The following is a 24,102-nucleotide window of genomic DNA, read 5'->3' on the forward strand; positions in this document are numbered from 1 at the left end:
CCCCCTCGTGAACCGACACACCACCCACGGCGGCACCAGCCGCCGCACCGTCCTGGCCGGAGCGGCGGCGCTCGGCGCGGCCGTCACCCTCCCCCTCACCCTCGCACCCGCGACCGCGCAGGCCGCCACCGGCGACGCCGCCACCCTGCGCGCCCGCTGGCACACCCTCCTCACGGGCGGCCCCGGTCTCGACCTGGCGGACGAGCGGATCGCCGCAGCAGTGGCCCGCACCGGCCGGGCCGCGGCCACCGCCGCGAAGGGCCTGGACCCCGCCCGCACCGACGGGCTCTTCGCCGATCTGACCAGCACCACGCTCTCCAACCACGTCACCACGTCATTCAAGCGCCTCGCCACGATCGCCACGGCGTGGGCCGTGCCGGGCACCCCGCAGTACGGCGACGCGGCCCTGCGCGACCTGCTGCTCAGCGGCCTCGACTGGATGCTGACGCACCGTTACGGGCCCGGGCACGCACGCTTCGACAACGACTGGGACTGGGAGATCGGCTCGGCGCTCGCGCTCAACGACGCGGCCGTCCTGCTGTACGACGTGCTCGGCGGGGAGCGGCTCGACCGGATCACCGCGGCGGTGCGGCACTACACGCCCGACCCGAACCTGTGGCGGGCGGACCGGCAGATCGCCACCGGTGCCAACCGCGTCTGGGTCTCCACGGTGGTCGCCGTCAACGCCGTGCTCCGGGACGACGGGGAGTCGCTGGCCCGGGTGCGTGACGCTCTTTCGGACGTCGAGGGTTCGGGTGCCAACAGCGTCCTGGCCTTCAACGACCGCGCGGACGGCACCACGGGCACCGGGGAGGGCTTCTACGCGGACGGCTCGTTCCTCCAGCACTACAAGCACCCGTACAACGGCGGCTACGGCAAGGAACTGCTCAACAGCCTCTCCCGCCTGCTCAACCTGCTCGCCGGCACCTCCTGGACGGTCACCGACCCCGACCTCGACCACATACGCGGCTGGGTCGAGGACGGATTCGACCCGCTGCTGGCCCGCGGCGACGTGATGGCGTCCGTGTGCGGGCGCGAGATCGCCCGTCCCAGCAAGCAGGGCCACGCCTCGGCGCAGACGGTCGTCGAGGCCGTTCTGCGGCTCGTCCCGAGCTTTCCGGGAGAGACGGCCGACCGGTTCACCGCGCTGGTCAAGCAGTGGATCGCCGAGGACACCTACCGGGACTTCCTCTCCGTCACGGACCTCGCCTCGCTCGTCGCCGCCCGGAAGGTCCTCAGCTCACCGGTCCCTGCGCGCGGCCCGCTCGTCGCCCACAAGCAGCACCCCCGCATGGACAAGGCGGCACACCACCGGCCCTCGTTCGCGCTCGGCATCTCCGCCTACTCCTCCCGGATCTACAACTACGAGTCGATCCAGAACGAGAACCTGCACGGCTGGCACCTCTCCGACGGCATGGTGCTGCTCTACACCGATGACCTCGGGCACTACAGCGAGGACTACTGGCCGACCGTGGACCCGGCCCGCCTCCCCGGCACCACCGTCATCGCCGGCCGCCCGGCGGACGCGGCGGGCCAGCGCACCACCAGCACCGCCGACTGGACCGGTGGCACGGCGCTGCCCGGCACGACGCTCGGGGCGTACGGCATGGAACTGCGGGCCCATGGGAGCTCCCTGCACGGCTTCAAGAGCTGGTTCTGCCTGGACGACGTGATCGCCTGCGTCGGCTCGGGCATCACCGCGGACGCGGGCACGGCCGAGACGGTCGTGGAGAACCGGAAGCTGCGCGATCCGGGGGCCGCCCTGCTCGTCAACGGCACGGTAGCCCCCACGGCCGCCGGCTGGTCGGCCCGGCTCTCCCAGGTGCGCTGGCTGCATCTGGCCGGTACCGGCGGGTACGTCTTCCCCGAACCGGCCACGCTCGAGGGCCTGCGCGAGGACCGCACCGCGACCTGGCGGGAGATCAACCTCAAGTACGGCACCGACACCCCTGTCACCCGTCCGTACCTGACGCTGTGGCAGGACCACGGAACCGCGCCGGACGGGGCCGGATACTTCTGGCTGCAGGCCCCGATGGCCTCCGCCGAGCGGACCGCGCAGTGGTCGGCCGCCCCGCCGGTGCGGCTGATCGCCCGCACCGCCGCGGTGCACGCGGTACGCCGCTGCGCGGACGGCCTGCTCGCCGCGAACTTCTGGAGCGCGGGCACCGTGCAGGAACTGACCTCGGACGGCCCGGCCTCCGTACTCGTACGCCCCGAGGGGAAGACCGTGACGGTCTCGCTCTCCGACCCGACCCAGCTGCGGTCCTCGGTCGTGCTGCACCTGGACCGGCGTGACCTGCGCGTCGAACGCGCGGACCCGGGCATCGCCGTGGCACCGGCCGGGGTGGGCGTCCGGATCACCGCCGACACCTCGGGCCGCCACGGCGCAACCCTCCACCTCACCCTGAAGAGGAGCTAGAGCCTTGCTGTTCGACATGCCTCTGGACCGGCTGCGCGACTACCGGCCGGAGCCCGAGGAACCGGCCGACTTCGACGCCTTCTGGGCGAAGACGCTCACCGAGACGGCCCTTCACCCGCTGGACGCCGCGTTCGTCCCGTACGACGCCGGCTTCGCGACCGTCGACGTGTTCGACGTGACGTTCCGGGGCTGGGGCGGCCAGCCGGTGAAGGCCTGGCTCCTGCTGCCCCGGGCGCGTACGGAGCCGCTGCCGGCCGTGGTGCAGTACATCGGCTACAACGGCGGCCGGGGCATCCCGTACTCCTGGCTCACCTGGAGCGCGCTCGGCTACGCGCACCTGGTCATGGACAACCGGGGCCAGGGCGGGGGCGGCAAGAACACCGCGGACACCCCGGACATCGGCCCGGAAGGACACGGCTCCTCGTCGCCCGGATTCCTGACCCGGGGCATCGAGGACCCCTGCCGCCACTACTACCGGCGGCTGATCACCGACGCGGTGCGGGCGGTGGACGCGGCGAAGGCGCACGCCGCGGTGGACGCCTCCCGGGTGGCGGTGGTGGGCGGCAGCCAGGGCGGCGGGCTCGCGCTGGCCGCCGCCGGCCTGCGGGACGACGTGGTGGCGGCCGTCGCCGACGTGCCGTTCCTCTGCCACTTCCGGCGTGCCTCGCAGATCACGGACGCCGGACCGTACGCGGAGATCGCCCGCTGGCTGTCCGGGCACCGGTTCCGGACCGAGGAGGCGATGGCGACCCTGTCCTACTTCGACGGGGTCAACTTCGCGGCGCGGGCGTCCGCCCCGGCGTGGTTCTCGGTGGGGCTGATGGACAGGATCTGCCCCTCCTCCACGGTCTTCGCCGCGTACCACCGCTACGCGGGTCCGGCCGAGATCGAGGTGTTCACGTACAACGGGCACGAGGGCGGCGCGGAGTACGACCTGCCGCGCAAGATCGGCGCCCTGCGGGGGGTGTTCGGCCGGTAGGCGGCCGCGGTCACCGGCCCAGCGCCGCCATGGCGGCGTTGTGGCCGGGCACGCCGCTGACGCCGCCGCCGCGCACCGCTCCCGCCCCGCACAGCAGGACGTTGGCGTGCGCCGTCTCCACCCCCCAGCGGCCGGTCTCCCCGGTGGCGTACGGGAAGGCGAGGTCGCGGTGGAAGATGTGGCCGCCGGGCAGCCGCAGTTCCCTCTCGAGGTCGAGGGGGGTCTTCGCCTCGATGCACGGCTCGCCGTTCCCGTCGCGCGCCAGGCAGTCGGTGACCGGCTCGTCCAGGTGGGCGTCGAGTTCCGCGAGCGTGGCCGCGAGGAGTTCTTCGCGCGTCCCCGCGTTGTCCGCCGCAAAGAGCCGGGCGGGCGTGTGCAGGCCGAAGAGGGTGAGGGTCTGGTAGCCGCGGGCCGCGAGGGTGGGGCCGAGGATCGACGGGTCGGTCAGTGAGTGGCAGTAGATCTCGGACGGCGGCGCGGCGGGCAGCCGGCCCGCCGCCGCGTCCCGGTAGGCGTCGGCGAGCTGCCCGTACCCCTCGGCGACGTGGAACGTACCGGCGAAGGCCGCGCGCGGGTCGACGGAACGGTCGCGCAGCCGGGGCAGCCGGGTGAGCAGCATGTTCACCTTCAGCTGGGCACCTTCGGCGGGAGGCGTGGGCGGGCGCTCTCCGAGGAGGGCCGCGAGCGCCCGCGGTGACGCGTTGACCAGGACCCGGCGGGCCGCGACGACGTGGTCCGCCCCGCCCACGCGCACGATGACCTCGGCCCGTGTCCCGTCCGTCTCGATTCGGGTCGCCTCGTGCCGTACGCGGATCTCGGCGCCGGCCGCCCGGGCGGCCCCGGCCAGCGCGTCGGTGAGCGCGCCCATGCCGCCGACCGGGACGTTCCAGTCCCCGGTGCCGCCGCCGATCACGTGGTACAGGAAGCAGCGGTTCTGGACCAGCGACGGATCGTGGGCGTCGGCGAACGTGCCGATCAGCGCGTCGGTCAGCACGACCCCTCGGACGAGGTCGTCGGTGAAGTGCTCCTCGACCGCCACGCCGATGGGCTCCTCGAAGAGCGAGCGCCAGGCGGCGGTGTCGTCGATCAGCGCCCGCAGGGACGCGCGGTCCGGCAGCGGCTCGGTGAGGGTGGGGAAGACGCGCTCGGCGACCCGCCGGGTCATGCCGTAGAAGCGCTGCCACGCCTCGTACTCGCGGTCGCCGCCGGTGAGCGCGGCGAAGGACGCCCGGGTCGCCTGCGGGTCCTCGCCGACGAGCAGTCCGGTGGGCCGCCCGCCGCGCACGGCCGGGGTGTACGAGGAGACGGCGCGTCCGCGTACGGCGAAGCCGAGCCCGAGGTCGCGGACGATCTTCTGCGGCAGCAGCGAGACGAGGTAGGAGTAGCGGGAGAGCCGGGCGGCCACCGCGGGGAACGGGCTCGTGGACACGGCGGCCCCGCCGGTCGCACCGAGGCGTTCCAGGACGAGGACGGACTGCCCGGCGCGGGCGAGGTAGGCGGCGGCGACCAGGCCGTTGTGGCCGCCGCCGACGACGACCGCGTCGTAGCTGTCGTGCGCGGGCCTGCCGGGCGGATGGCTCTCGTCTGCGGACATGCCCCTTGGTAGCACGGGAGGATCACGGGTGGCCAGACGGCGGGAACGGGTGCGGGGGCGTCCTGCTGCGCGACCTCTTCCGGGCCCGGCGGGCGGGGGCGTGACCTGCCGTCAGTGCTGCGGGATGCCGGGCCGGCCGCGCAGGGCCGCGACCCGCCGGTAGAGGTCGACGGCCTCGGTGCCGCGGCCGAGCTGTTCCAGGCAGTGCGCCTCGTCGTTGCGGCCGGCGAGGGTGTCCGGGTGGTCGGGCCCCAGCACCCGCTCCCGGGCTTCGGCGACGCGCCGGTAGTCGGTGAGCGCCTCGGCCCACCGCCCGAGCCAGCCGAGGCCGACGGCGACCTCGCGGCGGCTGACGAGCGTGTCGGGGTGGTCGGGGCCCAGGGTGCGTTCCCGGATCGCGCACACCTCGCGGGCCTCGGCGAGCGCCTCCTCCCAGCGGGCGGTCCGGCCGAGATTGACCCCGAGGCCGTGCCGGGCGCGCAGGGTCTCCGGGGCGGCTGGTCCGTCCACCCGGGTGCGGTCCGCGACCAGGGTGCGGTACAGCTCCAGCGCCTCCTCGCCGCGGCCCAGCCGGCCGAGGCTGATGCCTACCTCGTAGCGGGCGGCCAGGGTGTCGGGGTGGTCGGGGCCCAGCGTCAGGGCGCGCGCCCGCGCGACGTCGCGGTAGGTCTCCAGGGCTTCGGTCCAGCGGCCCGCCCGGCCGAGCGTGTACGCCACTTCGTACCGCGTGGCCAGGGTGTCCGGGTGGCCCTCTCCGAGCAGCCGGCCGCGGGCGTCCGCGACCTCGCGGGCCATGCGGTACGACTCCTCCAGGCGTCCCAGCCTGCTGAGGTTGAAGGCCAGGTTGTGACGGCAGCGCAGGGTGTCCGGGTGGTCCGGTCCCATGGAGCGGACCCGGGACGCGAGGACCGCCGCGTACACCTGGTGGGCCTCGAAGTGCCGGCCGAGCTGACCGAGGACGTACGCCGTCTCCTGCCGGGCGGCGAGGGTTTCCGGGTGATCGGGCCCCAGGGTGCGCTCGCGGCCCTCGGCGACCCGGCCGAACTCGCGGAGCGCCTCCGCCGGATGCCCGGTACGGCTGAGGGTGAAGCCGACCTCGTAGCGGCTGGCCAGGGTGTCGGGGTGGTCGGGTCCGAGCGCCTCCTCGCGCAGGGAGGCAACCGTGCGGTGGACCTTTCCCGCCTCCTCCCAGCGGCCCAGGCGCGCGAGGTCGAGGCCCGCGCTGTGCTGGCCGGACAGGGTGGAGAGCAGCTCGGGCGAGGGGGCGGGGTGTCCGCCGGACGCCTGGGGCCACGGGGCCGCGAGGGCGGGGAGGCCGCCCGTGGGGGCCGGCAGCGCGGTCCCCGTCGTCCATGCGCCGGTGAGCCCGGCCGCGACCTCGACGGCCGGCGGGAGCGAGCGGGCCGTGCCCGTCGCCTTGTGTCCCGTGGTCATGTGGCGGGTCCACGACGGCAGCGGCGGCACCGCCGCGACGGGGGCGACCGCGGCGACGGGGGCGACCCGTACCCGTCCGGTCCCTCCGGCGGCGGGCTGCTCGCCGGTCCGGCCGAGTGCGATGCGCCGCCGCAGGTCGTCCGCGTCGGACGGCCGTTCCTCGGGCGCCTTGGCGAGCAGGTCGAGGACGACCCGGTCGAAGAAGCCGGGGAGCTCGGCACGGTGGGTGCGCAGGGGTTCGGGCTGGGTGTCGCGGTGTCCCACGAGCACGGCCCAGGCGTCGTCCAGGTCGAACGGGGGGACCCCGGTGGCGATCTCGTAGAGCACGCAGCCCAGGGAGTAGAGGTCGCTGCGGTGGTCGACCTCCCCGCCGCTGATCTGCTCGGGCGACATGTAGTGCGGGGTTCCCATGGCGATGCCGGTGACGGTGAGGCGTGAGGTGAAGCCGGCGTCGTGGCCGAGCCGGGCGATGCCGAAGTCGCAGATCTTCACGGTGCCGTCGTCGAGCCGCATGATGTTGGCGGGCTTGAGGTCGCGGTGCACGATGCCCTGCCGGTGGGTGTAGCCGAGGGCGTCGGCGACCTGTTCCGCGATGTCCACGACGTCGGGCACCGGCAGGGGGTGCTGCTTGTTGTCCTCCAGGAGCTGACTGAGGTTGCGTCCCTCCAGCAGTTCCATGACGAGGTAGAGCACGCCGTCGGACTCGCCGAAGTCGTGGACGACGGTGACGCCCCGGTGCTGGAGCGCGGCGGCCACGCGCGCCTCGCGGCGGAAGCGTTCACGCAGGACGCGGGTGAAGGACCGGTCGTGCTGGGGGCCGGTCGGTTTGAGGCATTTGACGGCGACCTGGCGCCCCAGGGATTCGTCGCGGGCCCTCCACACCTCGCCCATACCGCCGCGCCCGATCAGATCGAGCAGCCGGTACCGGCTCTGGATCAGCCTGGTGTCCGCCATCGCCTGCTGTCTCCCCCGTTGCATCGCCTGCTGCTGCGTCCTCCCCGGCCCGTCCAGTATGGCGCCCCGACTGCCGAGTTCGTACGGGGCCGGGCGGCACGAGGCGGCGCAGCGTGGCGGCGACGCGGCGCAGCGCGGTCTCCCACCGCCTGCGGGGCCGGGTCAGCGCTTGACGGCCCGCAGGACCACGAACTTGGGGTCGCCCGCCACGGTGGTGCAGTTGCCGAAGGTCCGGCGCAGCTGGGTGTGGTAGCCGAGGTGCCGGTTGCCGACGACCCACAGTTCGCCGCCCTGGCGCAGCGCCGCCTTGGCACCGTGGAACATGGTCCTGGCGGTGGCGTCCGTGACCGCCTGGTGGGAGTGGAAGGGCGGGTTGGTGAGGACGAGGTCCACGCTCGCCGGGGGCACGTCCGCCATCGCGTCGCCGACCAGGAACCGCGCCTCGGTGTCCGTCCCCGCGTTGGCCCGGAAGGTCTCCTCGGCGGAGGCGACCGCCTGGTAGGACTCGTCGATGAAGGTGAGCGACGCCTGCGGGTTGGCGAGGGCGACGGACGTACCGACGACGCCGTTCCCGCAGCCGAGGTCCACGACCCGGTCGGGGCCCGTCCGTCCGGGCAGGTGCTTCAGGAAGAAGCGGGTGCCGATGTCCAGCCGCTCCGCGCAGAAGATCCCGGCGTGGTTGGTGACGGTCCGTCCGGAGACCGCGCCGACGTCCCCGGGCAGGTCGTAGCGGTACGGCCACGGGCTGGGGACCCGGGGCAGCGCCGGGTCGGGGGTGCAGTGGATGAGCCGGGCCTTCTTGACCGCGAGCGAGGTCCGGGTCGGGCCGACGACGCGTTCGAAGAGCTTGAGGGTGGAGGTGTGGATCTCCTTCACCATGCCTGTCCCGATGACGGTGGTCCCCGCGTGGACGGCGGGGGCGAGCCGGTGCAGCTGGTCCTCCAGGAGCGCGAGGCTCTTGGGCACCCGTACGAGCAGGAGGTCGACGCGCTCCGGCGGGGTGTCGCGTACCGAGAGCATCCGCACCGAGTCCGGCGAGACGCCGTTGCGGACCAGGTTGGCCAGGGTGGCGCGCTGCGCCAGGTACGAGTCGGTGATCTGTACGGGGCGGTGCGCGGCCAGCGCGGTGGTGAGGGCGCCCCAGCGGTCGCCGACCACTGCCACGGTGCCCGTCAGGCCGACCGGTTCGCTCCCCTCGCCGCCCGCCAGCAGGTTGAGCAGGTACTCGTCGGCGGCGTCCCACGCACGGAACGGGTCGCGCGGGTTCTCGGGATGGCGGGCGAGGTCGAATCCACCCTGGGGCGTCGTCAATCGGTTCATGTTGCGTTCAGGCTAACCGAGGGGGCGGGGAGCGCCTCGCACGCTCCCCGCCCCGGGTTCTACGGAAGCCGCTTGTCGATGGCCGACCTGCCCTCCTCGGCCAGCCGGCGCTCCGCCCATTGCAGGTTCTCCGGGTTGAGGTCCCGGCCGGAGGCCAGGACCAGGTCCTCCGCGGTGGGCTGATCGTTCCCGCCGGTGTGCAGCAGACGGTCGGGAGTGACCTCCCGCACCTCCGGTCCGGATACGGATAGGGATTCGGGCTCTTCGCTCATACCGCCTCCTCGTCCTTGCGGCAATTCTCGCGCCGGGGTGGCGTCACCGCATCCGATGCCGGCCCGTGCGCCGCGGGGACGCCACTTGACTTGCACATGATAAATACGCAACGTTCACATGACAGCACCCTGCGTGTGGAAAGCTCCCGGCTCATCAGCCGTCGTCCGGCGGCCGGGAGGCCGTCCCGCAGAGGTCCGCGGGGCGGGAGAACTGCCGCCGGACCATCCGAGAGGACACCCCCCATGTCCGGTCGCCGTCGCATCTACGCGCGTCCACTCCTGGCCGCAGCCGCCTCGATCGCCCTGCTCACCGGTTTCGCGGCCACCGCTCCCGCCGCACCGGCCGCCACCCCGGCCGCCTCCGCCACCGCTCTCACCAGCCTGGACGACACCTACTACCAGAACGCCCTGGGCAAGACCGGCACCGCTCTCAAGAGCTCGCTGCACACGATCATCAGCAAGCAGAGCACGCTCACCTACAGCCAGGTCTGGGAGGCACTCAAGGCCACCGACGAGGACCCCGCCGACTCCTCCCACGTGATCCTCCTCTATACCGGGCGTTCGCAGGCCAAGACCGCCAACGGCGGCGATGTCGGCGACTGGAACCGGGAGCACGTCTGGGCCAAGTCGCACGGCGACTTCGGCACGGCGACGGGTCCCGGCACCGACATCCACCACCTGCGGCCCGCGGACGTCCAGGTCAACTCGATCCGCGGCAACAAGGACTTCGACAACGGCGGCAGCGCCGTGGCGGGCGCGCCCGGCAACTACACCGACGGCGACTCCTTCGAACCGCGCGACGCGGTCAAGGGGGACGTCGCCCGGATGATCCTCTACATGGCGGTGCGCTACGAGGGCGACGACGCGTTCGCCGACCTCGAGCCCAACGACAGGGTGAGCAACGGCTCCGCCCCGTACATGGGGCGGCTCTCGGTGCTGAAGCAGTGGAGCCAGGAGGACCCGCCGGACAGCTTCGAGCAGAAGCGCAACAACGTCATATTCGACCGTTTCCAGCACAACCGGAACCCGTTCATCGACCACCCGGAATGGGTCGAGGCCATCTGGTAGGAACGCGGCCCGGTAACGGCCCGCACACAGCGCCCTGACGGGGACCGGCCCGAAGCCGTGCGGGCCGGTCCCCGTCAGCGGCTGGAGGCGGCCGGCCGGCCTGCGCGGGAAGCGCGGCGAGCGCGGACCGTGGATCTCACACATACCTCCGGGCGAGCAGGGAACATTCGCTCACCCTAGGATCAAAAGGTATGAATTGACTCGTCGAACGGCCACGCCCACTGCGGGAGCGGGCCTCCGGCACCGCGGACCCTGAGCCCTCCAGGAGGGAACGATGGATACGGACGCCCTGACCGCCGGACTGTTGCGGGAACTTCGAGCGACCAGGCCCTATCCGGCCCTGTCCCTGACGATGCCGACCCACCGCCGGGCACCGGACAACGTCCAGGACGCGGTGCGGCTGCGCAATCTGGTGGCGGAGGCCGGCAGCCGTCTGGAGGCCGACCCGCGCGTCACCCATGAAGCGCGGACCGCCGTCAAGGCGCAGCTCGACCGTGCGGTGGCCGACGTGGACCAGCGCCGGGCCCTGGACGCCCTGGTCATCCTCGCCGACACGGACGGGTACCAGATCTGGCGCCTGCCGCGGACCGCACCCGAACGGGTGGTACTCAGCGACAGCTACCTCACCCGCAACCTGGTCGCCGCCAAGGCACGGTCCCAGCTGTTCCGGGTGCTCAGCTTCTCCGCCGAGTACGCCGCGCTCTGGTCGGGGACCCACGAGGGCCTGCACGCCGAGCGGACGGGCGGATTCCCGATGACGGCACCGCACGAGGAGCCCAACCCGCAGCGCGAGGAGCGCATCGGCGACACCCCGAGCACCTACAGCAGCGAGGACGCGCGCCAGTTCATGCGGGGGGTCGACGAGAGGATGCGCGCGGTGCTGGCGGCCGAACCGCGGCCGCTGTTCCTGGTCGGCCTCGCTCCCGCGCTCGCCCTGCTCGACGAGGCGGGCGGGTGCTGCGGTTCCGCCGTCGCCCGGGTGGCGAAAGGGACGACCGCGGAGACGACGGCGCCGGAACTTCTCAAGGACCTGCGCCCCGCCCTCGACGAGTGGCGGGCGCGGTCCGCGGCACGGGTCCAGGAGAGGCTCGACAACGCCCGCAGCAGCCGCTCCTTCGCCGGCGGCCTCGACGAGGTGTGGGCCGCCGTCCGGGAGGGCCGGGCGGGGCTGGTCGCGGTCGAGGAGCACTACCAGCGGACGGTCCGGGTGACCGAGGGGCATCTGGAACCGGTGGACCCCTCCCAGGTGACGGCGGCGGACGGCGAGGTCCGTGAGGACATCGTCGACGAGCTCGTCGAGGCGGCGCTGGACAGCGGCTGCGAGGTGGTGTTCACCGCCGACGACTCGCTCGCCGACCACGACCGCGTCGCGGCGGCCCTGCGCTTCTGACGCCTCGGACGCCGCGTGCCGCCCGGGCGCCGGGCCGGGGCGGGCACGACCCGGCCCGGCCGGCATCCGGCACCCCTGCCCGCGGACTCAGCCGTCCCAGGACCAGTCGGCCACCTCGGGCAGGTCCGTGCCGTGTTCCCGGATCCAGGCGTGGTGGCGGGTACGGACGTCGGCCATCATCTGGCGTACGGCGACGGCCCGGGGGCCCAGCCCCGGCACCCGGTCGGTCACGTCCATGACCAGCCGGTAGCGGTCGAGGTCGTTGCGGAGCACCATGTCGAACGGAGTGGTGGTCGTGCCCTCCTCCTTGTAGCCCCGCACGTGCAGGTGCGGATGGCCGGCCCGCCGGTACGCGAGCCGGTGCACCAGCCACGGATAGCCGTGATAGGCGAAGATCACCGGCTTGTCCCGGGTGAAGAGGGCGTCGTACTCCGCGTCCGGCATCCCGTGCGGATGTTCCTCGTGCGGCAGCAGCCGGGTCATGTCGACGACGTTGACCACGCGTACGGCGAGTTCCGGCAGGTGCTTCCGCAGCAGACCGGCCGCGGCCACGATCTCCAGGGTCGGTACGTCCCCCGCGCAGGCGAGCACCACGTCGGGCTCACGGCTGCCGTCGTCGGTGCCCGCCCACTCCCACACACCGGCTCCGCGCGCGCAGTGGGCGCGCGCCTCGTCGAGCGTGAGCCAGTCGAAGCTCGGCTGTTTGCCGGCGACGACCACGTTGACGTAGTCGCGGCTGCCGAGCACGTGCTCGGCGGTGGACAGCAGGGTGTTGGTGTCCGGCGGCAGGTAGACCCGGACGACCTCGGGGCTCTTGTTGAGGATGTGGTCGACGAAGCCGGGGTCCTGGTGCGAGAAGCCGTTGTGGTCCTGGCGCCAGACGTGCGAGGTGAGCAGGTAGTTCAGGGACGCGACGGGCCGCCGCCAGGCCAGCCGCCGCGAGGTGCGCAGCCACTTGATGTGCTGGTTGACCATCGAGTCGACGATGTGGGCGAAGGCCTCGTACGAGGAGAACAGTCCGTGCCGTCCGGTGAGGAGGTAGCCCTCCAGCCAGCCCTGGCAGAGGTGTTCGGAGAGCACCTCCATCACCCGGCCGTGCCGGGACAGGTGCTCGTCGGTGGGGAGGGTCCCGGCCTGCCAGGCCTTGCCGCTGGCCCGGTAGAGCGCGTCGAGACGGTTGGAGGCGGTCTCGTCCGGGCCGACGACGCGGAAGTCCCTGCGCCCTTCGGTGGCGGCCATGACGTCCTCCAGCAGGCCGCCCAGGACCCGGGTGGGCTCGTGCATGACCGTGCCCGGCCGGTCGACCCGGACGGCGTGGTCCTCGAGCGGAGGGACCGGCAGGTCGCGCAGGAGCAGCCCGCCGTTGGCGTACGGGGTCGCTCCGAGCCTGGCCGTGCCCTCGGGGATCCAGCGCAGGACCTGCGCCGTCGGCCGGCCCGCACTGTCGAAGAGCTCCTCCGGCCGGTAGGAGCGCATCCAGGCCTCGAGGGCGCGCAGGTGGTCGGGTTTTTCCCGGACGCCGGACAGCGGTACCTGGTGCGCGCGCCAGGTGCCCTCGACGGGCAGCCCGTCCACCTCGCGGGGGCCGGTCCATCCCTTGGGGGTGCGGAGCACGATCATCGGCCAGCGGGGGCGTTCGGTCGCTCCGTCGGCGCGGGCGGCCCGCTGGTACTCGGCGATGCGGTCGAGGGCGAGGTCCAGGGCGGCGGCGAGCGCGCGGTGGACCGTGGCGGGGTCGTCCCCCTCGACGTGGACGGGGTCGTGTCCGTAGCCGCGCAGGAGGGCGTCGAGTTCGTCCCCGGGGAGCCGGGCGAGCACCGTGGGGTTCGCGATCTTGTAGCCGTTGAGATGCAGGATCGGCAGGACGGCCCCGTCGTTGACGGGATCGAGGAACTTGTTGGAGTGCCAGGACGCGGCGAGCGGCCCCGTCTCGGCCTCGCCGTCGCCGATCACGCAGGCGACCAGCAGCTCCGGATGGTCGAAGGCGGCACCGTAGGCGTGGGTGAGCGCGTATCCGAGCTCGCCGCCCTCGTGGATGGAGCCGGGGGTCTCGGGGGCGACGTGGCTGGGCACCCCGCCGGGGAAGGAGAACTGCCGGAACAGTGCGCCCATCCCGGCCGCGTCCCGGGTGATGTCGGGGTACGTCTCCGAGTAACTGCCCTCCAGCCAGGAGTTGGCGAGCACGGCCGGTCCGCCGTGGCCCGGGCCCCAGACGCAGAGGGCCTTCCGGTCGCGTTCCTTGATCACCCGGTTGAGGTGGGTGTGGACGAGGTTGAGCCCGGGGGAGGTTCCCCAGTGCCCCAGCAGGCGCGGCTTGATGTGCTCCGGTGCCAGGGGCTCCGTCAGGAGCGGGTTGGCCATCAGGTAGATCTGCCCGACGGCGAGGTAGTTGGCGGCGCGCCAGTGCGCGTCGAGCGCCGCGAGTTCCGTGTCGGACAGTGCCGAGGCGGCCGGTGCGGCCGAAGGTGCGCGAGTGGCGGACGGGGCTGGGGCGTCGGTCATCAGCGTCTCTCCTAGCGGGCGTCCGGCTCGGGGCCGTACCAGACGGTCGTGGCGTTGCAGAACTCGCGGATGCCATGGCCCGCCAGCTCCCGGCCGTACCCGGAGCGCTTCACTCCGCCGAAGGGCAGGGCGGGGTGGGAGGCCGTCATGCCGTTGAAGAAGACACCGCCCGCCTCCAGGTCGCGTACGCAGCGCTCCCTCTCCGCCTCGTCCCGCGTCCAGACGTTGGAGCTGAGCCCGAAGGGGGTGTCGTTGGCGAGTTCCACGGCCTCGTCGAGGTCCGCGACACGGTAGAGCGTGGCCACGGGGCCGAAGCTCTCCTCCCGGTGGATGCGCATGGCGGGGGTGATGCCGGTGAGCACGGTCGGGGTGTAGAACCATCCGCGCTCCAGGTCGCGGCCGAGCCCCTGCGGCCGGCCGCCTCCGCACAGGACGGTGGCCCCCTTGCCCACGGCGTCGTCGACGAGCTCCTCGAGGTCCGCGCGCCCCTGTTCGCTGGCGAGCGGGCCCACGTCGGTGGTCTCCTGCAGGGGGTCCCCGACGCTCAGTGCGCGCATCCTGGCGGTGAACCGTTCGGCGAAGTCGTCGTACACGTCGGTGTGGATGATGAAGCGCTTGGCGGCGATGCACGACTGTCCGTTGTTCTGCGTGCGGGCGGTCACCGCCGTCTCCGCGGCGCGGGCGACGTCCGCCGAGGACAGGACGAGGTAGGGGTCGCTGCCGCCCAGTTCGAGCACGGTCTTCTTCACCTCGTCGCCCGCGATGGAGGCCACGGAGCGGCCGGCGGGTTCGCTGCCGGTGAGCGTCGCCGCGACGACCCTGGGGTCGCGCAGGATCGCCTCGATGGCGCCCGACCCGACGAGCAGGGTCTGGAAACAGCCGGCGGGGAATCCGGCCCTGGTGAACAGGTCCTCGAGGTACAGGGCGGTCTGCGGCACGTTCGAGGCGTGCTTGAGCAGGCCGGTGTTGCCGGCCATGAGCGCGGGCGCGGCGAAGCGCATGACCTGCCAGAGCGGGAAGTTCCACGGCATCACGGCGAGCACGGGTCCCAGCGGGCGGTAGTGGACCCGGGCCCGGGAGGCCCCGGAGTCCTTCACGTCGGCGTCCCCGGGGTACTCGTCGGCGAGCAGCCGTTCGGCGTTCGCCGCGTACCAGCGCATGGCCTTGGCGCACTTGGCGGCCTCCGCGCGGGCGGCCGCGACCGTCTTGCCCATTTCGGTGGTCATGGTGCGGGCGATGTTCTGCCGGTCCTCGTCGAGGAGGTCGGCTGCCCGGTTCAGCAGGCGGGCCCGCTCGTCGAAGCCCGTGGTGCGGTAGCGGCGGAACGCCCGGTCGGCGGCGTCGAGCCTGCGCTCGATCTCCTGCTCGTCCAGGGCGTCGAACGTCTTGAGTGTCTCGCCGTTCGCGGGATTGACCGTCGCGATGGGCATGGCTGTGGCCTCCTTGCATCGGTTCTTCGACCGTGCCGCGCCACGCTCCGCCGCGCAACGCGGCCCCCGTGCACACGTACCCGGCCGGCGCGGATCATGCGTACGGAGTCGTACGCCTTCCGCGCCGGCCGGGTCGCCGGCGGCACCTCAGACGAGTTCGGCGGCCGGCTGGGGACGGAACGCGTCGCCCCCGGGGAGCGGCGTGCGCGGCAGCAGTCCGGTGGTGTGCGGAGCCTGGGCGTAGCGCGTGAACCAGACGACCTTGCCGTCCGCGGTCCGGCAGGTGCCCCAGCTGTCACTGAGGGCCATCACCCGGCTGAGGCCGCCACCACCGCCGCTGAGCAGTCGGGGCATCCGGGATCCGTTGTCGGCGACGGACACCGTGAGGTGCCGGCCGGTGTAGCGCAGTTCGACGACGCACCTGCTGTCGTCGCCCACATGCCTGCGGACGTTGCTCAGGAGCTCCTCCGCGGCCCGGCACACCGGCCGGACGTGCAGATCGAGACTCCAGTGGCGAAGGTGCGCGGCGACTATGCGCCGGAGCTGGGAAACGCGCTCAGCCGACACCTGCAGTTCGACCTGGTAGTGCCGGTCGAGTGGAACGGTCATCGTCGAGGCTCCTCACCGCGAGGCCCACGTGCTTCACCCCGTTGAACCAACGACCCCCGAACACGAAACGTGAGCAGTCATCACTTCTGGGTCACTCATCAGGGTGACCCGGGTGCGCCGGTTGCGCAACCGAGAGGCGCGTTCGCCGCGGATCACGGCAGGTAGGGCAGCAGCTTGTCCGGCGTGAGGGGCAGGGTGCGGAGCCGGGCGCCGGTCGCGTGCCGTACGGCGTTGCCGAGGGCGGCGGCCGTACCGACGATGCCGATCTCGCCGATGCCCTTGCTGCCCATGGGGTTGAGGTGGGGGTCGTCCTCGTCGATCCAGTGGACCTCGACGTCGGGGACGTCGGCGCAGGAGGGCACGTGGTAGGAGGCCAGGTCCCGTTCGGTGAAGTCCCCGTACACCGCGTCCATGGTGCTGCCCTCGGTGAGGGCCATGCCGATTCCCATGACCATGCCGCCCATGAACTGGGAGCGTGCGGTGCGGGAGTTGAGGATGCGTCCGGCGGCGTAGACCCCGAGCAGCCTGCGTACCCGCACTTCGCCGGTGACCGAGTCGACCGCCACCTCCGCGAAGTGGGCGCCGAAGGCGTGCCGGGCGTACGGGGACTTCCGCGCCGCCTCCTGCGTGCTGTCGGCCGTGGCGGTGACGCCCTCCGCCGGGAGCGGTCCGTCGTGCACGGCGAGCTTGCCCACCAGGGCGGTGGCGGCCTTGTGCACCGCCGTCCCCCAGGACGCCGTGCCCGAGGATCCGCCGGCCACGGAGCCCCGGGGCAGGTCGCTGCTGCCGATGTCGATCCGGACGTTCTCCTGCGAGGTGCCCAGCGCGGAGGCGGCGATCTGCGCGAGGACGGTGCGGGCGCCGGTGCCGATGTCGGTGGCGTTGACGCCGATGCGGAACGAGCCGTCGGGAGCGGCGTGGGCACGGGCCGCGGACGGCGAGAGGAGTACGGGGTACGTCGCCGCGGCGACCCCCGTGCCGAGCAGCCAGGGTCCCTCCTGGTGGGAGGCGGGGCTCGGGTCCCGGTCGTACCAGCCGAAGCGCCGTGCCCCTTCCTCGAGGCAGGCGGTGAGGTTGCGGCTGCTGAACGGGCGGCCGCTGTCGGGTTCGTCCGCCGGTTCGTTGCGCAGGCGCAGTTCGACGGGGTCGAGCCCCAGCGCGCAGGCGAGTTCGTCCATGGCCGACTCCAGGGCGTACATGCCGGAGGCCTCCCCCGGGGCGCGCATCCAGGAGGGACTGGGGACGTCCAGGGGAGCCACCTGGTGCGTGGTGCGGCTGTGGGGGGAGGTGTACATGACGCGGGCGGGTACGGCGGCCTGCTCGACGAACTCCTTGACGGTCGAGGTGTGGGTGGCGATCTCGTGCGCCAGGGCCGAGATGACCCCGTCGCGGTCGGCGCCGATCCGCACCCGCTGCACGGTCGGGGCGCGGTGCCCCACGAGTGCGGGCATGTACCGCCGGGGCACGGAGAGCTGGACCGGCCGGCCGGTGTGGCGGGTGGCCATCGCCGCCAGGACGGCCTGGGGGCGCGGGGTTCCCTTGGAGCCGAATCCGCCGCCGACGTGTTCGGAGATGACGGTGACGCTGTCCCGGTCGATCCCGAGGGCCTGGGCAAGGCTCTCGCGTACGACGGTGGAGCCCTGGCTGGAGTCGTGGACGGTCAGGTGCCCGTCGGCCCAGACGGCGGTGGAGGCATGCGGTTCCATCGGGTGGTTGTGGAGCCCGCCGAGCGTGTACGTCGCGTCGACGCGGACGGGCGCGGCGGCGAACGCGCCGTCGAAGTCGCCGCGTTCACGGACCGCCGGGTATCCGCCGTTGGCCTTCTCCGGGGTGTAGAGGCCCGGGTGGCCGCCGCTGAGCACGGCGTCGTGGCCGGTGGTCACGTACTCGACGTGGACAACGCCGGCGCCCTCCCGGGCCGCCTCGAGGCTCTCGGCCAGGACCAGGGCCACGGGCCAGCCCCGGTGCGGCACCCGGTCGTTCTGGAGGACGGCGAGGACCGGGTCGTCGGGTTCCTCCAGCCGGGGCGCGTTGTCCGGGGTCAGGACGGTGTGGACGCCGGGCAGGGCGAGCGCCTCGGCGGTACGGACCGCGGTGACGCGGCCCCTGGGCACGGCGGCCGGGACGATCCAGCCGTACAGGCAGCCGGGCGGGGCGTGCTCCGCGGCGTAGCGGGCGGCGCCGGTGACCTTGTCCCGGCCTTCGAGGCGGACGACGGGCGCGCCCAGCGGCTGGGGGGCGTGGCTCATGGCGGTGGTCCTCGGTTCGTCGGTGGGGTGCGGGCGGTTCAGTCGGCCGGTGCGGCCCGGCTGGCGAGTTCGGTCAGGGCGCTGACGGCCAGACTCCGGGCCAGCGCCACCTTGAAACCGTTGTCCCGCAAGGGTCTGGCGGCCTCGAGTTCCGCCTCCACCGCCCGCGCGAAGGTCTCGCGGTCGGCGGCTGCCCCGCGCAGGACGTCCTCCGCGGCCCGGGCGCGCCACGGGCGGTGGGCGAGCCCGCCGAAGGCGAGCGAGGCGTGCGCGACACGGCCGTCGCGCACCGCGAGCACCGCGGCGACCGAGGCCAGCGCGAAGGCGTACGAGGCACGGTCGCGGGCCTTGCGGTACAGGGACACCGCCCCGTCGGGACGGGGCGGCAGCACCACCTCGGTGATCAGCTCCCCCGGCCGGATGACCGTGTCCTGGTCGGGGTTGTCGCCGGGCAGCCGGTGGAAGCCGGTGACGGCCACCGCTCGTTCGCCCTCCGGCCCGTGCAGCAGGACGGTGGCGTCGAGCGCCGCGAGGGCGACCGCCATGTCCGAGGGATTGGTCGCGACGCAGTCCGGCGAGTGGCCGAGCACGGCGAGGTCGCGGTGCACCCCTTCGCGGGCCGGGCAGCCGCTGCCGGGGATGCGCTTGTTGCAGGGCTTGGTGACGTCCTGGAAGTACGGGCAGCGGGTGCGCTGGAGAAGGTTCCCGCCCGTGGTGGCGGTGTTGCGGAGCTGCCCGGACGCCCCGGCGAGCAGGGCCTGCGACAGGGCGGGGTGGTCGGCCCGGACGTCGGGATGGGCGGCGAGGTCGCTGTTGCGTACGGTCGCGCCGATCCGGAGGCCGCCGTCGTCCGTCCGGGTCACGCGGTCCAGCGGGAGCCGGCTGACGTCGATGAGCAGCCCGGGCGTCTCCACCCCGAGTTTCATCAGGTCGACGAGGTTGGTGCCGCCCCCGAGGAACCGGGCCTCGGGGTTCGCGGCGCTCGCCCGGACGGCTTCGGCGACGGAGGCGGGACGCAGGTAGGCGAAGGGTCTCACGGGGCCACGTCCTCGATCGCCCGGACGATGTGGGGGTAGGCGCCGCACCGGCAGAGGTTGCCGCTCATCCGTTCGCGGATCTCGTCCGCACCGAGCGCTGCGGGTCCGTCGGGGACGTCCGCCGTCCGCGGGGTGACGTGGGACGGGAATCCGGCCGCCGCCTCGTCGAGCATGCCGGCCGCCGAGCAGATCTGCCCCGGTGTGCAGTACCCGCACTGCAGGGCGTCCCTCTCCAGGAAGGCCGCCTGGAGGGGGTGCAGCCGGTCGCCGTCCGCGAGGCCTTCGACGGTGGTGACGCGGGCGCCGTCGTGGGCGACGGCGAGAAGCAGGCAGCTGTTGGCGCGTCGTCCGTCGACGAGCACGGTGCAGGCGCCGCACTGGCCGTGGTCACAGCCCTTCTTCGCGCCGGTCAGCCCGAGGTGTTCGCGCAGCGCGTCCAGGACGGTGGTGCGGTGGTCGAGGGTCAGGGTCCGATCGGTGCCGTTGACGCGCAGGGTGAGCGTCGAGCGGCCGTCGGCCGGAGCCTGTGCGGCGGTGCCGTGCCCGGCGGGAGTGGGGTGCATGGACGTGTACCTTCCGGGGTCCGGTCGTGCGGTCGTCACGCGGCGCGGTGGCTCTCCAGCCGCAGCCTTACCTCCTGTTCCTGGTCTCCGGCGGCGGTGCCCACGACCCGGACGGCGAAGGCCTCCGAGAGGTGCTCACGGAGGCGGCCGACCGCCCAGTATCCGCCCTGCGCCTCCACCGTCACCGGCGTGGACAGCCGGGCGGGTCCGGCGCCGGTCTTCGGCTCGGTGACGTCGACGGTGGCCGTCCATACGGTCGGGCGCTCCGGGGAAGCGTCCTCGGGCGCGTCCCCCGCCGGCCGGTCGGAGGCGAAGGTGCGGCGCAGCACGTCGAACACGGTCCGTGCGTCCTCCTTCGGGCAGCCGGTCACCGCCACGACGACGTCGCCGCTCTCCTGGTGTTCCTGCGTCTGCTCGGGCGTGGTGTTCACGCTGGTTCCTTTCACTGGAGTGCCGGGGAGCACTGCCCGGCACTGCCCGTGCGCCGGGGGACCTGGTGTGGGCACGGTCCGGCAGCGGGCCCGGCCGGTGGCTGAGCGCATCGCGTACTCCCCTCGCGTTCCCACCCGCGTCCGGGGGATTCCTTCCAGGCTGACCCCGCGACCGCGTCCCGGCGACACGAGCCGGGGCCGCGGGCCGGGCAGGCCGGGTCCCGGGCGTGTCCGCGGGGAGGCGCCGTCTGCCCGGGGGGCGGGCCCTCCGGCGTCCGGTGCGTGCGAGCGCACGGCGGAGGGTGGATCCGACACCTGGGGTACCGGATCCACCCGATCAAGCGGCGCACGTGCGTGCGAGGCGTCGCTCGGCAGCCGGTATTCCGGATACCCGCCTGCGGCCCTCAGAGTTCGCGCAGCGCCGGGAGGAGCGTGCTCCTGGCCCAGTCGATGAAGGGCCGCTGGTGTCCTCCGCCCACCTGGACCAGGGCGACCTCGGTGAAGCCCGCGTCGCTGTAGGCGCGGACGGCGTCGACGAACGTCTCCACGTCGTCGCCGCACGGGACGGCGTCGGCGACGTCCTCCGGCCGGACGTGCTGGGTCGCCTGCTCGAAGCCCGCCGGGCCGGGCACTTCGGAGTTGACCTTCCAGCCGCCGACCGACCAGCGGAACTGGTCGTGGGCGCGGGCGATCGCGGCGTCCCGGTCGGGGTCGTAGCAGACGGGCACCTGGCCGACGCGGGGCTTTCCGGCGCCGCCCTGCCGGTCGAACGCGTCCAGCAGGCCGCTCTCCGGTTCGGTGGCGATCACCAGGTCACCCAGCCGCCCCGCGAGGTCGCACGACTTCGGCCCGGAGACCGCGATGCCGATGGGCACGCGCTGCTCGGGCAGGTCCCAGAGCCTGGCGTTCTCGACATGGAAATGGGTGCCGCGGTAGCTGACGCTGTCGCCGTCGAAGAGCGCCCGGATGATCTCCACGGCCTCCTCGAGCATCTCCAGACGCACCGGGGCCGTCGGCCATCCCGCGCCCACGACGTGTTCGTTGAGGTTCTCGCCGGAGCCGAGCCCGAGGCGGAAGCGCCCTTCCGAGAGGAGCTGGAGCGTTGCCGCCTTCTGGGCGATCACGGCGGGGTGGTAGCGCGTGGTCGGGCAGGTCACGTACGTCATCAGGGGGATCCTGGATGTCGCCTGGGCCGCCGCGCCCAGCACGGACCAGGCATAGGGCGCGTGTCCTTGGGAAGCGAGCCAGGGGAAGTAGTGATCGGAGGTGACGGAGAAATCGAAGCCCGCCTCCTCCGCCGCCACCACGTCCTGGACGAGTGCGCGAGGGCCGGACTGCTCGGTCATCATCGTGTAGCCGATTCGAACCATGCGAAACTCTTTTACCGTTACATCGCCACAAAACATGAATTCATGTCAATGGCTGTCTGCGAGCGGGTCTCCGGGGTACCCGCCATGCATGGACGTAACGAACGCAGCATGGGAATCGCTCGCCTCCACCGGTGGTAGCGGGGGGCCGGGCGCGGTCGGCGTGATCATCGGCATCATCGGACTGTGTGTGGTGCTGCTGCTGATCGGGGGCTTCTGGTTCGGGATGAGGCGGCGCGACAAGGAGTCACGGCCCCCGCGCCCCGAGGAGCAGCCGCCGCGTCCGGCGCACCGGACCGAGGTCCGGGAGAGCCGCCGGCACGGCTCGGACGACCACTTCCCCGAGAACGGCCGGGCCCTCACGCCGTACGAGCTCAGCGAACGCGGTAACGAGGTCATCCCACGGCCGGAGGACGATCAGCGGCGTGACTGATTCCGACATGACCGACACAGCCGGCATACCGGCAGGCCGGCCAGCGGCCGACGCGGTGAAGTCGTCCGGGCCCGTGGCGGAACGGGACCGGACGGCCGCTCCCGGGCGATCCGCCTTCCGCGGGCGTACGAAGGACGAGGGAACCGGGGAGAGGGAACGACCGGAGTCGGACCGCCGGACCCGCGTCACCGTTCTGGTCGCTCTGGCGGCCAACATCGTGATCGCGGCGGCCAAGGCCGCGGGCGGTCTCCTCTCCGGCTCCCCCGCCCTCCTGTCGGAGGCCGCCCACTCCGTAGCGGACAGCGTGAACGAGATCTTCCTCCTGGCCGCTCTACGGCGCAGCCGTCGGCCTCCCGACAGCCGCCACCCCTTCGGGTACGGCAAGGAGCGGTACTTCTGGTCGCTGCTGGCAGCGGTGGGAATCTTCGTCGTGGGGGGCTGCTTCTCGGTCTTCCAGGGCGTCGAGGCGCTGAGCCGCAACGAGCAGGAGTCCCCCGACGGATACACGGCGGGCCTGATCGTCCTCGGCGTGGCCTTCCTCGCCGAGGGAGGATCCCTGCTCCGCGCCCTGCTCCAGCTGCGCGGGGAGAAGGACGGCGCCCGCGACCCCGCCCTGCGGACGGTGATAGCCGAGGACGGCACGGCGGTGCTGGGAGTGGCGCTCGCCATGGCAGGGATGGTCCTGCACCTGGTCACCGGGAACGTGGTGTGGGAGGCGTCGGCCTCCCTGGCGATCGGCCTGCTGCTCGTCCACGTCGCCTTCCGGCTCGGCAGGGACGCGCGCGACCGGCTGATCGGAGAGTCCGCCGACGCCGGACTGCGCCGCAGCATGCAGAAGTTCCTCACGGCCCAGGCGGAGATCGACAACGTCGCCGCCCTCTTCACCATGGGACTGGGCCTGGACTCGGTGCTGGTGGCGGCCAGGATCGATCTGGCACCCGGGATCGACAGCGAGGAGATCGAGCGGGTCTCCGTCCGGATCAAGCAGTCGATGGCCCGCACGTGGCCGGAGGCCGAGCACATCTTCCTGGACATCACGAACGCTCCCCCGCGGGGCGGCGTGTGAACGCCGCCCCGCGTGTTGCGGGAGGCGGTGGAGCGCCGGAGGCTGGTCCTGGCCCCGCGGCACCGAAGAAGTCATGCCGCAGAGACGAACAAGAGGCAGTGGGACCATGACCGCTAGCGAACCGCGGACCGCGCCGGAGCCGGCGCCTCTGACGGGTGCCACCGCCCCCTGCTGGGTCCATCTGGTGACTCACGAGCTGGAGGCGGCACAGCGCTTCTACGGCGCTGTTCTGGGCTGGACCTTCCGCCCGGCCCCCCTGGGCAAGGACTTCACCATGGCCCGCTCCGAGGGCGTGCCGGTGGCGGGTATCGGCGCGGTCGCGTCCGCCTATCAGGTGGCGGTGGCCTGGACGCCGTACTTCTCGGTCCGCGACGCCGACGTGGCCTCGGCCCGCATCCGCGAGCGCAGCGGCACGGTGGCCGTGGGCCCCCTGACCGTCGGTCCGGGGCGGGCGGTGCTCGCCGCCGACCGGCACGGCGCGTCCTTCGGCGTCTGGGAGTGGACGGGCCGGGCCGCCTCCCTCTCGCCGTCCGGCCACCGGGCGCACGCCTGGCTCAGACTGCGCACCCGGGACGCCTTCGACGCCGCCATCTTCTACGGCGAGGTGCTCGACTGGGCGAGCGGGGAGCCGGGCGGGTGCGAGGTGGCGTACGTGCGGGACGAGGTGCTGGTGCGCTGCGCCGGGCGTCCACTGGCCCGGATCAGCTCCGGGGCGGTGGAGGCCGCCCCCGACCCGGTGGTGCGTCCGCACTGGCAGGTGCAGTTCCCGGTGGCCGATGTGGCGGCGACGGTCGCGGCGGCGGAGCGGCACGGCGGCGTGGTCATGGAGCGGCGCGCCGTCCCGCACGGCAGCGAGGCGACACTGCGTGACCCGGACGGCGGGCTGTTCACGGTGACGGACGTACGCAGTCCGGCGGACTCGGACGACTGAGGACCCGCGGCGTGTCCGGAGTCCCGCAGCGCGTCGGACACGACCGCGACGGTG

At 73.1% G+C, this 24,102-nt stretch carries 19 protein-coding genes; 7 read left to right on the plus strand and 12 right to left on the minus strand.

Features of this window, described 5'->3' with window-relative positions:
* Window positions 1–7 precede the first annotated feature (7 nt).
* Window positions 8–2,419 carry a polysaccharide lyase 8 family protein gene (locus ACH4VO_RS06650; RefSeq protein ID WP_360989189.1) on the plus strand — a complete coding sequence of 804 codons (2,412 nt, stop codon included), beginning with the start codon at window positions 8–10 and terminating at the stop codon, window positions 2,417–2,419.
* A 4-nt stretch (window positions 2,420–2,423) separates the two neighbouring features.
* Window positions 2,424–3,398, plus strand: coding sequence for an alpha/beta fold hydrolase (locus ACH4VO_RS06655; protein ID WP_360989186.1), 975 nt, complete (start codon window positions 2,424–2,426; stop codon window positions 3,396–3,398).
* 10 nt (window positions 3,399–3,408) lie between these two features.
* Here the strand turns inward: ACH4VO_RS06655 and ACH4VO_RS06660 are convergent, their stop codons facing one another.
* From ACH4VO_RS06660 to ACH4VO_RS06675, 4 genes are all read right to left on the minus strand, one after another.
* Window positions 3,409–4,992, minus strand: coding sequence for an NAD(P)/FAD-dependent oxidoreductase (locus ACH4VO_RS06660; RefSeq protein ID WP_360989184.1), 1,584 nt, complete (start codon window positions 4,990–4,992; stop codon window positions 3,409–3,411).
* Between the two features lie 111 nt (window positions 4,993–5,103).
* Window positions 5,104–7,380: a serine/threonine-protein kinase gene (locus ACH4VO_RS06665; protein ID WP_360989181.1), complete on the minus strand. Its 2,277-nt coding sequence runs from the start codon at window positions 7,378–7,380 to the stop codon at window positions 5,104–5,106.
* Window positions 7,381–7,542: 162 nt separating this feature from the next.
* Entirely contained in the window at window positions 7,543–8,700 is a 1,158-nt protein-coding gene (locus tag ACH4VO_RS06670) for a methyltransferase (RefSeq protein WP_360989179.1), read from the minus strand.
* Window positions 8,701–8,759: 59 nt separating this feature from the next.
* The gene (locus ACH4VO_RS06675; protein WP_360989177.1) at window positions 8,760–8,972 is read right to left on the minus strand and encodes a hypothetical protein; all 213 of its coding nucleotides are present in this window, start codon (window positions 8,970–8,972) and stop codon (window positions 8,760–8,762) included.
* A 243-nt stretch (window positions 8,973–9,215) separates the two neighbouring features.
* Here ACH4VO_RS06675 and ACH4VO_RS06680 point away from each other — a divergent pair, with 243 nt between their 5' ends.
* On the plus strand, window positions 9,216–10,040 hold the full coding sequence (locus ACH4VO_RS06680; protein ID WP_360989174.1) for an endonuclease: 825 nt from the start codon (window positions 9,216–9,218) through the stop codon (window positions 10,038–10,040).
* A 274-nt stretch (window positions 10,041–10,314) separates the two neighbouring features.
* Window positions 10,315–11,430 carry a chemotaxis protein gene (locus ACH4VO_RS06685; RefSeq protein ID WP_360989171.1) on the plus strand — a complete coding sequence of 372 codons (1,116 nt, stop codon included), beginning with the start codon at window positions 10,315–10,317 and terminating at the stop codon, window positions 11,428–11,430.
* A gap of 87 nt (window positions 11,431–11,517) precedes the next feature.
* Here the strand turns inward: ACH4VO_RS06685 and ACH4VO_RS06690 are convergent, their stop codons facing one another.
* The 8 genes from ACH4VO_RS06690 to ACH4VO_RS06725 form a co-directional block, all read right to left on the minus strand.
* Window positions 11,518–13,932 (minus strand): phosphoketolase family protein, encoded by a 2,415-nt coding sequence (locus ACH4VO_RS06690; RefSeq protein WP_360989168.1) that lies wholly within the window; start codon window positions 13,930–13,932, stop codon window positions 11,518–11,520.
* Between the two features lie 11 nt (window positions 13,933–13,943).
* A complete protein-coding gene (locus ACH4VO_RS06695; protein ID WP_360989165.1) occupies window positions 13,944–15,362 on the minus strand; it encodes an NADP-dependent succinic semialdehyde dehydrogenase in 1,419 nt (472 codons plus the stop codon).
* Window positions 15,363–15,509: 147 nt separating this feature from the next.
* Window positions 15,510–15,971: an ATP-binding protein gene (locus ACH4VO_RS06700; RefSeq protein WP_360989162.1), complete on the minus strand. Its 462-nt coding sequence runs from the start codon at window positions 15,969–15,971 to the stop codon at window positions 15,510–15,512.
* A gap of 152 nt (window positions 15,972–16,123) precedes the next feature.
* On the minus strand, window positions 16,124–18,220 hold the full coding sequence (locus ACH4VO_RS06705; protein ID WP_360989160.1) for a xanthine dehydrogenase family protein molybdopterin-binding subunit: 2,097 nt from the start codon (window positions 18,218–18,220) through the stop codon (window positions 16,124–16,126).
* Window positions 18,221–18,258: 38 nt separating this feature from the next.
* Window positions 18,259–19,257 (minus strand): xanthine dehydrogenase family protein subunit M, encoded by a 999-nt coding sequence (locus ACH4VO_RS06710; RefSeq protein WP_360989158.1) that lies wholly within the window; start codon window positions 19,255–19,257, stop codon window positions 18,259–18,261.
* Window positions 19,254–19,820, minus strand: coding sequence for a 2Fe-2S iron-sulfur cluster-binding protein (locus tag ACH4VO_RS06715; RefSeq protein WP_360989156.1), 567 nt, complete (start codon window positions 19,818–19,820; stop codon window positions 19,254–19,256). Before ACH4VO_RS06715 ends, ACH4VO_RS06710 begins: the two co-directional genes overlap by 4 nt.
* A 35-nt stretch (window positions 19,821–19,855) precedes the next feature.
* On the minus strand, window positions 19,856–20,251 hold the full coding sequence (locus tag ACH4VO_RS06720; protein ID WP_360989154.1) for a hypothetical protein: 396 nt from the start codon (window positions 20,249–20,251) through the stop codon (window positions 19,856–19,858).
* A 404-nt stretch (window positions 20,252–20,655) separates the two neighbouring features.
* Window positions 20,656–21,621, minus strand: a complete 966-nt coding sequence (locus tag ACH4VO_RS06725; RefSeq protein WP_360989151.1) for an LLM class F420-dependent oxidoreductase — start codon at window positions 21,619–21,621, stop codon at window positions 20,656–20,658.
* 88 nt (window positions 21,622–21,709) lie between these two features.
* On the opposite strand from ACH4VO_RS06725, the gene ACH4VO_RS06730 reads away from it, so the two are divergent.
* From ACH4VO_RS06730 to ACH4VO_RS06740, 3 genes are all read left to right on the plus strand, one after another.
* Window positions 21,710–22,051, plus strand: coding sequence for a DUF6479 family protein (locus ACH4VO_RS06730; protein ID WP_360989148.1), 342 nt, complete (start codon window positions 21,710–21,712; stop codon window positions 22,049–22,051).
* The gene (locus tag ACH4VO_RS06735; protein ID WP_360989145.1) at window positions 22,044–23,117 is read left to right on the plus strand and encodes a cation diffusion facilitator family transporter; all 1,074 of its coding nucleotides are present in this window, start codon (window positions 22,044–22,046) and stop codon (window positions 23,115–23,117) included. The genes ACH4VO_RS06730 and ACH4VO_RS06735 overlap by 8 nt, the downstream gene beginning before the upstream one ends.
* A gap of 106 nt (window positions 23,118–23,223) precedes the next feature.
* Window positions 23,224–24,048, plus strand: a complete 825-nt coding sequence (locus ACH4VO_RS06740) for a VOC family protein (protein WP_360989143.1) — start codon at window positions 23,224–23,226, stop codon at window positions 24,046–24,048.
* Window positions 24,049–24,102 lie beyond the last annotated feature (54 nt).

Source organism: Streptomyces sp. NPDC020780, from assembly GCF_044334475.1.
GTDB lineage: Bacteria > Actinomycetota > Actinomycetes > Streptomycetales > Streptomycetaceae > Streptomyces.

Coding starts and splice junctions, on each gene's coding strand:
- ACH4VO_RS06660 (WP_360989184.1), bottom strand. CDS start 4,992: ATGTCCGCAGACGAGAGCCATCCGCCCGGCAGGCCCGCGCACGACAGC.
- ACH4VO_RS06665 (WP_360989181.1), bottom strand. CDS start 7,380: ATGGCGGACACCAGGCTGATCCAGAGCCGGTACCGGCTGCTCGATCTG.
- ACH4VO_RS06670 (WP_360989179.1), bottom strand. CDS start 8,700: ATGAACCGATTGACGACGCCCCAGGGTGGATTCGACCTCGCCCGCCAT.
- ACH4VO_RS06675 (WP_360989177.1), bottom strand. CDS start 8,972: ATGAGCGAAGAGCCCGAATCCCTATCCGTATCCGGACCGGAGGTGCGG.
- ACH4VO_RS06680 (WP_360989174.1), top strand. CDS start 9,216: ATGTCCGGTCGCCGTCGCATCTACGCGCGTCCACTCCTGGCCGCAGCC.
- ACH4VO_RS06685 (WP_360989171.1), top strand. CDS start 10,315: ATGGATACGGACGCCCTGACCGCCGGACTGTTGCGGGAACTTCGAGCG.
- ACH4VO_RS06690 (WP_360989168.1), bottom strand. CDS start 13,932: ATGACCGACGCCCCAGCCCCGTCCGCCACTCGCGCACCTTCGGCCGCA.
- ACH4VO_RS06695 (WP_360989165.1), bottom strand. CDS start 15,362: ATGCCCATCGCGACGGTCAATCCCGCGAACGGCGAGACACTCAAGACG.
- ACH4VO_RS06700 (WP_360989162.1), bottom strand. CDS start 15,971: ATGACCGTTCCACTCGACCGGCACTACCAGGTCGAACTGCAGGTGTCG.
- ACH4VO_RS06705 (WP_360989160.1), bottom strand. CDS start 18,220: ATGAGCCACGCCCCCCAGCCGCTGGGCGCGCCCGTCGTCCGCCTCGAA.
- ACH4VO_RS06715 (WP_360989156.1), bottom strand. CDS start 19,820: ATGCACCCCACTCCCGCCGGGCACGGCACCGCCGCACAGGCTCCGGCC.
- ACH4VO_RS06725 (WP_360989151.1), bottom strand. CDS start 21,621: ATGGTTCGAATCGGCTACACGATGATGACCGAGCAGTCCGGCCCTCGC.
- ACH4VO_RS06730 (WP_360989148.1), top strand. CDS start 21,710: ATGGACGTAACGAACGCAGCATGGGAATCGCTCGCCTCCACCGGTGGT.
- ACH4VO_RS06740 (WP_360989143.1), top strand. CDS start 23,224: ATGACCGCTAGCGAACCGCGGACCGCGCCGGAGCCGGCGCCTCTGACG.